The organism is Mumia flava, assembly GCF_002797495.1.
Taxonomy (GTDB): domain Bacteria; phylum Actinomycetota; class Actinomycetes; order Propionibacteriales; family Nocardioidaceae; genus Mumia; species Mumia flava.
Window position 1 is genome coordinate 1,283,625 of sequence record NZ_PGEZ01000001.1, and the last position, 12,275, is coordinate 1,295,899.

Genomic DNA, 12,275 nt, shown 5'->3' on the forward strand with positions numbered 1-12,275 from the left:
TCACGTCCACGCGGGAGCCCAGGCACGGGCTGAGAGGGGGCTGACGCCGCCCCGACCGCCGAACCTGATCCGGGTCATGCCGGCGAAGGGAGTCGGAGTGTCGCCGTCGGTGTCCCCCACCCAGGCGGGTTCTCGCCCGCGCTCACCCGCCGGGCGCAGCCGTACGTCGGTCGCGGTGGTGGGCGCCGGGATCGTCGGGCTGTCGTGCGCCTGGCGGCTGGCCGAGCACGGGCACGACGTGACGATGTTCGACCCCGCACCCGGGCAGGGCGCGTCCTGGGCCGCGGCCGGGATGCTCGCGCCGGGGGGCGAGGCGTGGTTCGGCGAGGAGGCGCTGCTGGCGCTCGGGACGAGCTCGCTCCGGCGGTGGCCGCGGTTCGCCGCCGACCTGGGGAGGACGAGCGGGCAGGATCCCGAGCTTCGTCGAGCAGGGACGCTGCTCGCGGCCGCCACCGGCGACGACGCCTCGGACGTGGAGCGGTCGGTCGCGCTGATGCGGCGGCACGGGATCGCGGTCGAGCCGGTCGGGCGGCGCGAGCTCCGGCGGCGCGAGGGCGCGCTCCACCCGGCACTCCACGGCGCGTACGCGGTGCCGGGTGACCACAGCGTCGACAACCGGCGCCTCACCGCCGCACTCCGTGAGGCGGTCCGAGCACGCGGCGTCGAGCTGGTCGCCGACCACGCCGACGTGGTCACCACGGACGGCACGGCGGAGGGGGTCAGGACCCGTTCCGACGGGCGTACGCATCGCGCCGACGTGGTCGTCGCCGCGGGTGGGGCGCGGCTGCGTGAGACGACCGGGGTGCCGCCCGCCCTCGCAGACGCGGTCCGGCCCGTGAAGGGTCAGATCCTGCGGGTACGGGGCGGCGCGGGACTGCTGAAGCACACCGTCCGGGCGCTCGTGCGCGGCACGGGCGTGTACCTGGTCCCGCGCGACGACGGCGAGATCGTCGTCGGCGCGACGACCGAGGAGGTCGGGTACGACGAGGACGTGACCGTGGAGGCGGTCCACGACCTGCTGCGGGTCGCGGTCCAGGTCGTCCCCGAGCTGCGGGGCTGCCGCTTCACCGACGCGGTCGCGCGGCTGCGACCGGGGACGCCGGACAACCTTCCGCTCGTCGGACCGGCCGACGTGCACGGACTGCTCGTCGCGACCGGCCACTACCGCTCCGGCGTCCTCCTCGCGCCCCTGACGGCCGACGCGATCGTCGCGCACGTCGAGGGGCGACCCGATCCGATGCCCGAAGCCGACCCGCGGCGCATCGCCCGGCGCACGGCCGCCAGCCCTACCCCCAGTCCCGCAACCCGAGGAGAACGATGAGCGTCCAGGTCAACGGCGAGGACCGCGACCTCGCCACCCCGATCACCGTGGCCGACCTTCTGGTCGCGCTCGCGCTGCCGCGCCGTGACGTCGCGGTCGCCGTCGACGGAGCGGTCGTGCCACGGTCGACGTGGGAGTCCGCGATCGTCGACGAGGAGTCCGAGGTCGAGGTCGTCACCGCGGTCCAGGGCGGGTGAGCGCGATGTCCGACGACCTCGAGATCGCCGGCGCCTCGCTGCGCAGCCGGTTGTTCCTCGGCACGGGCGGGATCGCGTCGCCGAGCGTCCTCGCCGCCTGCCTCGCCGCCAGCGCCACCGACCTCGTCACGGTCGCGATCCGCAGGGTCGGTCCCGACTCGCCAGGATCGATCCTCGAGGTGGTTCGCGACCACGGCGCACGCATCCTCCCGAACACCGCCGGGTGCCACACGGCGCGCGAGGCCGTCCTCACGGCCCGCCTGGCCCGCGAGGCGCTCGGGACGGACTGGGTGAAGCTCGAGGTGGTCGCCGACGACGACACCCTGCTCCCGGACGTCGTCGAGCTGCTCGACGCGGCCGAGACGCTGGTCCGCGACGGCTTCACCGTCCTCCCGTACACCAACGCCGACCTGGTCACCGCACGCCGGCTCGCCGACCTCGGGTGCGCGACCGTGATGCCGCTCGGAGCACCGATCGGCTCCGGACTCGGGATCACCGACCCGCGAGCGATCGCTGCCATCTGCGACGCCGTCGACGTCCCGGTCGTGCTCGACGCCGGGATCGGGACCGCATCCGACGCGGCGCTCGCGATGGAGCTCGGCTGCGACGCCGTCCTCGCGGCGACCGCGATCACCCGGGCGGAGGATCCCGTACGGATGGCGACCGCGGTCGCCTCCGCGGTGCGGGCGGGGCGGGATGCGAAGCTCGCAGGGCGGATCCCGCGGCGCGAGTCCGCTCTCGCCTCGAGCCCGACCGAGGGACTCGTCGGCACCGGGTGAGCGGCGGCCCCGACCACCGCGTGCACTGAGCGGGGTGCAGTCTGCGTAGCCGGCTACGCAGACCATCACTCGGCACCGAAGGTTGTCCCAGCCAGGTGAGGGTCTGCCCAGCCGGCTGGGCAGACCGTCGGCGGCTCAGCTCGGCGCGTCGGCGTCCAGGGCGGTCGGGGCGGGGACCGAGGCCTCCAGCTCGGCGGCGACCTCGCCGAGGCTGGCCAGCACCCGCGCGACTGCGGCGCGCGCGGCACGATCGGGTCGCGCCAGCGCGTAGACCTCGCGGCCCGCGCGGACACCCCCGAGCTCGAGCGCGACCAGCCCACGTGCCGTGGCGACGCTGGCCGAGCCTCGCGGCAGCAGTGCGATCCCTTGGCCGGCGGCCACGAATGCCGCGACGACGTGGTTGTCGGCGAAGCGCTGGACGACCTCGATCGGCGATCCGCCGTCGGCGAGACCACGCAGCACGGCGTCGAAGGGGAATCCGTCGGGGACGCCGATCCACTTCTCGTCGGCGAGCTCCGCGGGCTCCACCCGACCGCGGCCGGCGAGCCGGTGGTCGGGCGGCACCACGACGTCGAGCGGCTCGCGCAGCAGCGGCGTGACCGAGAGCCCGAGGAAGCCGGCGTCCGGGACACGCTCGACCGAGTGGGCGATCACGAGGTCGTGGTCCGCGGTGATCGCGGCGAACTCGTCCTCCGCCAGGTCGAGGTCACGGAGCCGGAGCGTGATCGCCGGGTCGGTCTTGGCCAGGCGGGTCGCGAGGGCCGGGAGCAGCAGCTCGGCCGCGCTCGGGAACGCGCACACGCTGACCTCGCCGACCGCCGAGCCACGGAACTCGTCGAACCGTGCCCGGGCCCGTTCCAGGACCTCCGCGATCTCGACCGCCCCCTCGGCGAGCACGCGCCCGGCATCGGTCAGACCGACCCCGCGACCTTGCCGGACCACCAGCGGCGCGCCCATCTCCCGCTCGAGCGACTTGATCTGCTGCGACACCGCGGAGGGCGTCCGGTACGTGGCCGCGGCGACGGCGGTGACGCTGCCCCGCTCGGCGAGCTCACGCAGCAGGGCGACCTTCTCGACGTCGATCGGATGGGTTCCGGAGGGGGAATTCATGTAGCCAGTCTACAAGATGGGTTCAGATCTATTCGCTTGTGCTTCACGATGTGGGATCGGATGCTGGAGCGCGTGACTCCACGCGACCGCCTGCTCGCCGCGCTCGTCGCGACCGCCTGGGGCGTGAACTTCCTGGCGATCGACGCCTCGCTGCAGCACTTCCCTCCGTTGTTCCTGGTCGCCCTCCGCTTCGCGGTGCTCGCCGTGCCGGTGGTGCTCCTGGTGCCGCGGCCCGACGTCGAGCTGCGCTGGCTCATCGGGTACGGGGCGGGCTTCGGCATCGCCCAGTTCGTCTTCCTGTACGCGGGGATGGCCGCGGGCATGCCCGCCGGACTCGCCTCGCTGGTCCTGCAGGCCTCGGCGCCGTTCACCGTTGTGCTGGCAGCCGCCCTCCTCCGGGAGCGGCTCAGCGGACGCCAGGTCGCGGGGATCCTGCTCGCGGTCGCGGGGCTCGCTCTGGTCGCGTGGCAGCGGGCGCAGATCGCCGCGCTCCTGCCGGTCGTCCTCACCCTCCTCGGCGCACTCGGCTGGGCCTTCGGCAACCTCGCGAACCGGCAGGCCCGACCCAGCCGACCGCTGCACCTGGCCTTGTGGATGTCGGTCGTCCCTCCCCTGCCGATGCTGGCGATCGCGCTCGCCGTCGAAGGGCCGGCGCGGATCGGGACGTCCCTGTCCACCGCGTTCACGATCGACGCGCTGCCTGCGATGGTCGGCCTCGCGTACACCGTGCTGATCGGCACCGTCCTGGGGTCGGGACTGTGGACGGCGCTGATGGCGCGCTACCCGTCGAGCACCGTGGCGCCGTTCTCCATGCTCGTGCCCGTGGTCGGCATGTCCACAGCCGCCGTCGTGCTCCACGAGCGCCTGCACGCCCTCGAGCTGGTCGGCGCGGCCGTGGTGATCAGTGGTGTGCTCCTCGGCTCCAGCAAGAGCCGCACGTCACGCCGCGTCCCCGATCTGCTCCCCGAGCCCGCCCCGGAACCCGCTCCGGACGCCGGCACCGACCCGCGACCGGACGACGACCCCGGGCCCGCGCACGAGCCGAGCGCCCCGACGACGCGGCTGCGATCGTGAGGCCATGAACGACGACTATCTCGCGATCAACCGCGCGATGTGGGACGACCGCGCCGCCGCCCACGCCGCGTCGGTCGACTACGACCTCGACCGCTACCTCCGTGACCCGGACGCGATCAGTGACGTGGTCCGCTTCGACGTGCCCCGGCTCGGGTCGATCGACGGGCTGCGGACCGTCCATCTCCAGTGCCACATCGGGACCGACACCCTCAGCCTCCACCGTCTCGGCGCACAGGTCGTCGGTCTCGACCTCTCCCCTGCGTCGCTGCGCGAGGCCCGTTCGCTGGCCGAGCGCGCCGGCGCCACGATCGACTACGTCGAGGGCGACGTGTACGACGCGGTGCGGCTGCTCGGCGCCGAGCGCTTCGATCTCGTCTACACCGGGATCGGCGCTCTGCTCTGGCTCCCCGAGATGGACCGGTGGGCCGCCACGGTCGCCGGGCTGCTGTCGCCGGGCGGACGGCTGTTCGTCCGCGAAGGGCACCCGATGATCGGGACGTACGAGGTGGTCGACGGCGCGGCCGTCTCCCGGTACCCGTACTTCGCCACCGGCGAGCCGCTGGTGTTCACCGACGACGAGACGTACGTCGAGACCGACCTCCCGCTGCAGGGGCTGGAGAGCCGCGAGTGGACGCACTCGCTCGGCGAGGTGGTCGCGGCTCTGCTGCGTGCGGGGCTGACGCTCACAGGCCTCGACGAGCACGACTCGGTCCCGTGGCCGGCGCTGCCGGGCCTGATGGCGCCGCACCCGGTCCACCCCGGCGAGATGCGGCTCGCCGACCACCCCGAGCGGATGGCGGCCAGCTTCACGCTCCGCGCTCGCAAGCCTGCCTGAGGCGTACGAGCCCGGCTCCCCGAACGCACAACGGGCCCGCCGCCACCGGCCCGACCGGTGACGACAGGCCCACAGGCTCGTCCTGGGGTCAGGTCAGACGGCCCCGCCGGCCACGGCCGGGATGATCGAGACCTGCTGGCCCGCCGGGATCGCCGTGTCGAGCCCGTCGGCGAACCGGATGTCCTCGGTCCCGACGTAGACGTTGACGAACCGCCGCAGAGCGCCCGTCTCGTCGACGACCCGCGCCTTGATGCCCGGGTAGTCGGACTCGAGGGCGTCGATGACCGAGGCGACCGTGTCGCCCTCGACGCTCACCTCCGAATCACCCTTCGTGTAGGTGCGCAGGATCGTGGGGATGCGGACGGAGACGCTCATGATGTCCTCTCAGCGGGTGGTGGGGTCTCGATCGCTCGCTACGCTCGCGCCTCGACCAGCGGGAAGGAAGAGGCTCGCGCCTCGACCAGCGGAACGTGGATCAGGCCAGGTCGGCAGCGACGAAGTCGGGGTAGCTCGGGTCGATGGTCGCGGCGGGGCCGACCCGGTCGGCAACCGCGTCGAGCGTCTTGAGCCCGTCGCCGGTGTTGAACACCACGGTCTCGGCGTCGGGATCGAGCTGTCCGGTCTCGAGCAGCTTCTTGAGGGTCGCGATCGTGACGCCGCCGGCCGTCTCGGCGAAGATCCCCTCGGTCCGCGCCAGCAGCTGGATCCCGTCGCGCACCTCGTCGTCGGAGACGTCCTCGACGGCACCACCGGTGCGCCGGCAGGTGTCGAGCACGTACGGGCCGTCCGCGGGGTTGCCGATCGCCAGCGACTTGGCGATCGTGTCCGGCTTGACCGGCCGTACGACGTCGTGGCCGTCCCGGAACGCCTGCGCGACGGGCGAGCACCCGGTCGCCTGGGCGCCGAAGATCCTGTACGGGGTGGGCTCGACGAGACCGAGCTCGCCGAGCTCGGTGAAGCCCTTGTCGACCTTCGTCAGCTGCGAGCCCGACGCGACCGGGATCACGACCTGCTCCGGCAGCCTCCAGCCGAGCTGCTCGGCGGTCTCGTAGGCGAGCGTCTTCGAGCCCTCGGCGTAGTACGGACGGACGTTGACGTTGACGAACGCCCAGTCCTCCTCCTCGCCGGCGATCTCGGACGCGAGCTTGTTGACGTCGTCGTAGTTGCCCCGGACCGCGACCAGCGTGCCGCCGTACACAGCGGTGGTGATGACCTTCGGCCGCTCGAGGTTCTCGGGGATGAACACGACGCTGCGGATGCCGGCGCGAGCCGCGGCCGCGGCCACGGCGTTGGCGAGGTTGCCGGTCGACGGGCACGCGAGCACGGTCTTGCCCAGCTCGCGGGCCGCTGACAGCGCCACGGCCACCACGCGGTCCTTGAACGAGTGCGTCGGGTTGCCGGAGTCGTCCTTCACCCAGAGCGTCTTGATCCCGAGCTCGCGCGCGAGGTTGTCGGCCTTGACGAGCCGGGTGAATCCCGGGTCGGTGTTCGGGATCGCCGCGATGTCGGCCGGCACCGGGAGGAGCGGCTGGTAGCGCCAGATGCTCTTCGGGCCGGCCTCGATCTGCTCGCGGGTGATCGTCGGGAAGTCGTACCTCACCTCGAGCGGACCGAAACACTCGATGCACGCGTAGAACGGGCCGAGCTCTTGACGCGCACCGCAGGCGCGACAGGTCAGGCCCACGGCATTGCCGAAGGAACGACGGGTGGTGGTGGGGACGTCCAGGGTGCTCGCGCTCACGAGGCCTCCTCTGTCATCTCTCCCGCGGACGACCTTCGCCGCGAGACGGATTTGGCACCATGCCGCGCGTCGGCCTCGCCTGGTCGCGAGCTACGCACGGTGGTTGCCGGGGCTTCGTCGGGCCGTTCCCTCCGCCCCTCTCGATGAGCTGTGACCAACTGTAGGCAGGCGTCTCACATACCGTCCAATCGGTCCGGCATCCGAGACCGACCTTCTCGGGGTGCGGGCACCCGGCTCCGGGACGGAGGAACGGACGAGGTCGCGCCCGCGGGCCGGATCGATCAGCCGGCGCGCTCCTCGTTGCTGCGCTCGCCGGCGCTGTCCTCGACGACCTCTGCCTCGAACACCAGCTCCGGGCGGTCGACACCCGTCTGCGCGAGCGCGGCGTCCTCGATGCTGCGCCGCGCAGCGACCTCCTCGGCGGCCGCCTCGAGCCGGGTGAGCCTGCGCGGGGACTTCTCGATCCGGGTGGGCTCCCCGAGGACCTTCGTCTCGTCCAGGTTGTCGAGCTTGCGTGCGGTCGCGAGCACGCGCCCCTCGAGCGAACCGGCGAACTTGTTGTAGCTCTCGACCGTCGACTCGATCGAGCGCCGCAGCTTGTCGGCGTGGTCGGTGAGTGTGCCGATCCGCTGGTAGAGCTCCTTGCCGAGATCGAACAGCGTCTTGGCGTCCTCGGTCAGCGCCTCCTGCTGCCAGGTGAACGCGACCGTCTTCAGCACGGCCCAGAAGCTCACCGGCGACGCCAGGGCGATGCGCTTGGCGAAGGCGTCCTCCAGCAGGCTGGGATCCTGCTCGAGCGCCGCGGCGAGCAACGGCTCGTTCGGGATGAAGGCGATCGTGAACTCCGGGCTCACCTCGAGACCGGTCCAGTACTGCTTGGAGGCGAGAGCGTTGACGTGGCTGCGCACCTTCTCCGCGTGCTGCACCAGCAGGACGCGACGACGGTCCTCCTGCTCCTCGCTCGCCGGGTCGGGGATCGCCATCGCCTCGATGTAGGCGTTGTACGGGACCTTCGCGTCGACCGCGACCGACTTGCCGCCCGGGAGGCGCAGCACCATGTCGGGACGTCGTGCGCCGGACTCGGCCTGGATCGACGCCTGGAGGTCGAAGTCGACGCGGTTCAGCAGGCCCGCCGACTCCACGAGGCTGCGCAGCTGTGTCTCGCCCCACTGCCCACGGACCGCGTTGTTCTTCAGGGCGGAAGCCAGGGTCTCGGCCGCCCGGCGGGACTGGTCCGCGCTCTGCTGGGTGTTGCGGATCTGCTCGGCGAGCCGGCCGTGCTGCTCGCGACGCTGCTGCTCGAGGTCCTCGACCTTTTGCTGCATCGACGACAGGGCCTTCTGGACCGGCGCCAACTGCTGGAGAACCTTGCTCTCCGCCTCCTGCGCCCGCTCACGCTGACGGCGCTCGCGGTCGTGCTGCTCGTGCATCGAGCGGTAACGGGCCTCAGCGGCGGACAGCTCCCGCCGGAGGCCTTCGACCGAGGCCGCGGTCGAGGCCAGCTCGCGCTCGACCTCGGCACGCTGGGCCGCCTCGGCCGCCCGGACCTCCGCGACCGCCCGCTCGTGGCGAGCCGCCAGCACCTCGGGGTCGACCCGCTCGGTCGAGGAGTCCGCGGACCGTGACCGCGCAGCCAACCACCCCACCAGGCCACCGAGAACGACTCCGACGAGGAGACCGACCAACAACACCGCCACGAGATCCATGGCCTCAGCCTGTCAGCACCGACCGACAGTTCCTCCGAAGCGCGACCCGCCGTGTCGCGAGGCGCTCCTCACGACGACGGTGCCGGCGGCGTACGGCTCTCAGCAGCCGAGCCGGTCGGCGAGGCGCTCGAGCCAGTCGGCCAGCTCCTCGGGGCCGTCCACCGCCAGATCCGAGCGCGGCACGAGCGCGGGCTGCTCGGCCGAGGCGACCGCGACCAGCAGCGCCCGGACCTCGCCGGCGGCGCGCATCGACTGGAGCGCCACGTACGCCGGGAGGTCTCCGAGATCGTCGCCGGCGTAGACGACCGCCGTCGCGCCGGTCTGGGCGACCAGGTCGCGCAGCGCACGCCCCTTGTCCACGGACGGGTCGCGCACCTCGATCACGTTGCGGCCCTGCTCGGCAGCCAGCCCGTGGCTGCGCGCCAGGGCGGCGACCGGGCCCGCCAGCCGCCGTTGCGCCTCCGCCGGGTCCGCGAGCCGACGGGTGTGCAGGACGACCGCGCGCCCCTTCTTCTCCAGCGCCACGTCGCCCAGCCCGAGATCGTCGAGCAGCCGCGGCAGGCGCGACTCGACCTCGGCGATCGCGGCAGGCGGCGGCGGGATGTCGGCCTCGCCGGTCTGGGCGTCCCACCGCTCCGCGCCGTACTGACCGAGGATCGACAGTCTCGAGAGCCCGGGGCGATCGTCGAAGCCCCCGAGCCGCAGGGCGGTCAGCACCGGCCGCCCGGTGACGACCGCGACCTTCCCGAGGCAGGGTCCGATCCGGTCCAGCGCCGCGACCGCGCGCGGGTGCACCGCGGCCTGCTCGGGGTCGTCGACGATCGGCGCCAGCGTGCCGTCGAAGTCCAGCGCCAGCAACGCACGGGCCGGGTCGGCCACGACGGCGTCGAGGGCGGCGCGGCCGGCGTCGGTGGTCGGCGCGGGCTGCGGCGCCTCGGAGCTGGGCATGATCGCCATCATCCCAGCCGGTCCCGACCCCGCCGCACCGAGCCCGTCAGCGGCCCTCGTCCTCGGCGATCATCGCGCGCAGCCGCGCCGACCTCTCCGGGGTCCAGCCCGGAGAGCGGAGGACGTCGGCCCAGCCGTCGACGTGCTCGCCGGTGTAGTTGTGGCCGTACCCGGCCGGCACCTCGGCGCCGATCGCGAGGTCCGCGCTGACCTGCCAGAACGTGACGAGCGGGATCCAGCGCACTGTGTCCAGCACGTCCGGCCCGCGCGGCTCGGACAGCCAGTCCGGTCGGGAGAAGATCAGGTCGGTGCTCCACCAGACGATCGGGTCGCTCGGGTGCTGGAGGTAGAGCACCCGGGTGCCGTCCCAGTCCGACCACACCGGCGGCACGGGCTCGGCGGGTCGCCGGGTGAAGCGCACGACCTCCCCCTCGGAGTAGACCGGGTCGATCTCGGTCGTGCCGGCGTCGCGGTCGTCGACGAACCTCCGGTAGAGCCGGTTGAAGCTCGGCGGACCGACGAGCAGCGTGCCGTCGGTCCGGTTGGCGAGGTCGTGCGCGCCGCTGAACGCGGCCTCCGCCCCGAACGAGCCGAGGCTCTCACCCGAGACCCACAGCCGTGGCCGGGCGTCGGACGGCATCTCCAGCCAGTGCGCGTAGACCGCGTCGAAGAGCGCGCGGCCCGCCTCCTGGGCCAGCTCCTGGTCGGCGAGGTAGGAGATCCACGACGGGAAGTACGAGTACTGGATCCCGACGATCGCGGAGTCGCCACCGCTGAGGTACTCGAACGCCGACGCCGACCCCTCCTCGACCCAGCCCGACCCGGTCGTGGTCACGACCAGCAGGTTCGAGCGAGCGAAGCCCCCGGCGCGCTGCAGGTCCCGGACCGCGAGCGCCGCACGGTCGTCGATCTCGCCCGCCGACTCCATCCCCGCGAACACCCGCACGGGCTCCAGCGCCGGTCTCCGGGTGAACTCGGTGATCCGCGCGGCGTCCGGGCCGCCCGCGACGAACACCCGTCCCTCGCGCCCGAGGTCGCTCCAGGCCACGTACGAGTCCGGACCACCCGAGCGCCGAGCCGTGACCGGGCGCTCGACCCCGGGCGGGGTGAGGCCGTTGCGCACCGAGAAGATCTCGTTGGCCCCGGCCCGGAGCCGGTCGAAGAGGACGCCGTCGACCGCCATCACCAGCAGCGCCACCACGATCGCCAGGCCCAGCACCTTCGACGCGCGTTCCCCGAGGCCCCGATCCAGCAGCGTCACCAACCACCGGTACGCGGCGCGGATCCCACGCCCGAGCAGCACCCCCAGGACGGCGACCAGCGCCCACACGAGCGGGATCGTGAGCAACCACGGCCACGGCTCGCGCGCCATGCCCATCATGCCGCGGAGCTCGTCCTGCCACCGCCGGCCGAGCACGACCGACGCGACGACCAGCACCGTCGCGACCGTCCCGTACACGCGCCACCACCGCGCCTCGGGCACGCGCGCCTCGCGGTCCACCAGCTCGCGCCAGACGAACGCGACGAGGACGCCCAGGCCGTACCCGATCGCGGTCGACACCCCGGCGACGAGCCCTTGGAAGAGCGCGGGGCGGGGCAGCAGGGACGGGGTGAACGCGAGACAGCCGAGCACCAGCGCGCCGTACGCGCCCGGGAGAGTGGGAAGCCAGGCCCGCGTCGACGACGTGCGGGTACGACGGGTCACGCCGACAGACTAGGGCTCAGCCGACGAGGATGACCGTGAGTCGGTCGAGCTTCATCGGGTCGACGGCCGCTCGGACCCGGTCCACCCCGAGATCCTCGGCGAGCAGCCTCGCCTGGTCCTTCAGCTCGCTCGGGTAGTAGACCGTGGTCTCGGGGATGGAGCCGTACCAGTTGTCGATCCCGACGACCGTCCAGCCGGAGCGCTCGGCGCGCGAGGCCGTACGGTCGGCCAGGCCGGAGACCTGGGAGTTGTTGTAGACCTCGACGTAGGCGCGCGGGACCTCGGGCTCCTTCGCCTTCTTCGCCGGGGCCTGTGTCGGCTCGGGAGCCGGCTCGGACGCCGCAGCAGTCGTCGGCGCCGGCGAGGCCGGCGTGGTCGCGCCGGAGTCGGCGACGGTCGTCTGTCCCGGCTCCGGATCGGAGCTGGCGAACAGCCAGACCGTCGCGATCAGCACAGCGGCCAGCGCCGCCACGACCGCGATCGACGGCACCGCCCACGAGGACGTACGCGTCCGGGCGTTCACGCGGGGGCGCGCGCTCACGGCTCGCCCGTCCCGGTGCCGGCGGGCGAGGCCGGCCGACGCCGCCGCGAGGTGCGCGACTGCCGGCGGTCGTCGCGCAGCCGGCGCAGGCGCCGCACGAGCAACGGGTCGTGCTCCAGCGCGGCCTCGCGGTCGATCAGGGCGTTCAGCCGCTGGTGGTAGCGGGTGGCGGTCAGACCGAACCGCTCCCGTACGGCCTGCTCCTTGATCCCGGCGTGCTTCCACCAGCCGCGCTCGAAGGCGAGGATGTCGCGCTCGGTCTCGGTGAGGGGGGCCGGTTGCATGACCCCATCCTAGATGTCCGAATCACACCCTTGG

13 protein-coding genes and 2 riboswitches are annotated in these 12,275 nt (G+C 73.0%); of the genes, 5 read left to right on the forward strand and 8 right to left on the reverse strand.

Translation table 11 applies throughout. The features are described 5' to 3' along the window. Window positions 1–108, forward strand: a riboswitch (TPP riboswitch). A 1-nt stretch (window position 109) separates the two neighbouring features. Genes thiO through CLV56_RS06090 form a run of 3 tightly spaced genes read left to right on the forward strand, consistent with a single transcriptional unit; the run spans window position 110 to window position 2,297 of the window. Continuing rightward, complete coding sequence (gene thiO / locus CLV56_RS06080) at window positions 110–1,321, forward strand: glycine oxidase ThiO (RefSeq protein WP_157805080.1); 1,212 nt, start codon at window positions 110–112, stop codon at window positions 1,319–1,321. Continuing rightward, complete coding sequence (thiS, locus tag CLV56_RS06085; protein ID WP_039340893.1) at window positions 1,318–1,518, forward strand: sulfur carrier protein ThiS; 201 nt, start codon at window positions 1,318–1,320, stop codon at window positions 1,516–1,518. The genes thiO and thiS overlap by 4 nt, the downstream gene beginning before the upstream one ends. A 5-nt stretch (window positions 1,519–1,523) precedes the next feature. Continuing rightward, complete coding sequence (locus tag CLV56_RS06090) at window positions 1,524–2,297, forward strand: thiazole synthase (protein WP_039341094.1); 774 nt, start codon at window positions 1,524–1,526, stop codon at window positions 2,295–2,297. A 135-nt stretch (window positions 2,298–2,432) separates the two neighbouring features. Here CLV56_RS06090 and CLV56_RS06095 read toward each other — a convergent pair whose 3' ends face one another. Further along, the gene (locus tag CLV56_RS06095) at window positions 2,433–3,407 is read right to left on the reverse strand and encodes a LysR family transcriptional regulator (protein WP_211287990.1); all 975 of its coding nucleotides are present in this window, start codon (window positions 3,405–3,407) and stop codon (window positions 2,433–2,435) included. Window positions 3,408–3,479: 72 nt separating this feature from the next. Here CLV56_RS06095 and CLV56_RS06100 point away from each other — a divergent pair, with 72 nt between their 5' ends. Both CLV56_RS06100 and CLV56_RS06105 read left to right on the forward strand, forming a co-directional pair. Next, window positions 3,480–4,481 carry an EamA family transporter gene (locus tag CLV56_RS06100; RefSeq protein WP_100415062.1) on the forward strand — a complete coding sequence of 334 codons (1,002 nt, stop codon included), beginning with the start codon at window positions 3,480–3,482 and terminating at the stop codon, window positions 4,479–4,481. Window positions 4,482–4,485: 4 nt separating this feature from the next. After that, window positions 4,486–5,316, forward strand: a complete 831-nt coding sequence (locus CLV56_RS06105; RefSeq protein ID WP_039340890.1) for a class I SAM-dependent methyltransferase — start codon at window positions 4,486–4,488, stop codon at window positions 5,314–5,316. A gap of 93 nt (window positions 5,317–5,409) precedes the next feature. On the opposite strand, the gene CLV56_RS06110 is transcribed toward CLV56_RS06105, so the two are convergent. The 7 genes from CLV56_RS06110 to CLV56_RS06140 form a co-directional block, all read right to left on the reverse strand. Beyond that, complete coding sequence (locus tag CLV56_RS06110; protein ID WP_039340889.1) at window positions 5,410–5,691, reverse strand: ubiquitin-like small modifier protein 1; 282 nt, start codon at window positions 5,689–5,691, stop codon at window positions 5,410–5,412. Between the two features lie 100 nt (window positions 5,692–5,791). Beyond that, window positions 5,792–7,057 (reverse strand): threonine synthase, encoded by a 1,266-nt coding sequence (gene thrC, locus CLV56_RS06115; protein WP_211287991.1) that lies wholly within the window; start codon window positions 7,055–7,057, stop codon window positions 5,792–5,794. 10 nt (window positions 7,058–7,067) lie between these two features. After that, window positions 7,068–7,207: riboswitch (SAM riboswitch) on the reverse strand. Between the two features lie 131 nt (window positions 7,208–7,338). Further along, window positions 7,339–8,763, reverse strand: coding sequence for a DNA recombination protein RmuC (locus CLV56_RS06120; protein ID WP_100414542.1), 1,425 nt, complete (start codon window positions 8,761–8,763; stop codon window positions 7,339–7,341). A 99-nt stretch (window positions 8,764–8,862) separates the two neighbouring features. Next, complete coding sequence (gene otsB / locus CLV56_RS06125) at window positions 8,863–9,711, reverse strand: trehalose-phosphatase (RefSeq protein ID WP_245857650.1); 849 nt, start codon at window positions 9,709–9,711, stop codon at window positions 8,863–8,865. Window positions 9,712–9,757: 46 nt separating this feature from the next. Beyond that, a complete protein-coding gene (locus CLV56_RS06130; protein WP_211287992.1) occupies window positions 9,758–11,416 on the reverse strand; it encodes an alpha/beta hydrolase in 1,659 nt (552 codons plus the stop codon). Between the two features lie 16 nt (window positions 11,417–11,432). Further along, window positions 11,433–11,957 (reverse strand): LytR C-terminal domain-containing protein, encoded by a 525-nt coding sequence (locus CLV56_RS06135; protein ID WP_245857652.1) that lies wholly within the window; start codon window positions 11,955–11,957, stop codon window positions 11,433–11,435. Beyond that, complete coding sequence (locus CLV56_RS06140; RefSeq protein ID WP_100414543.1) at window positions 11,954–12,241, reverse strand: DUF3263 domain-containing protein; 288 nt, start codon at window positions 12,239–12,241, stop codon at window positions 11,954–11,956. Before CLV56_RS06140 ends, CLV56_RS06135 begins: the two co-directional genes overlap by 4 nt. Window positions 12,242–12,275: the final 34 nt, after the last annotated feature.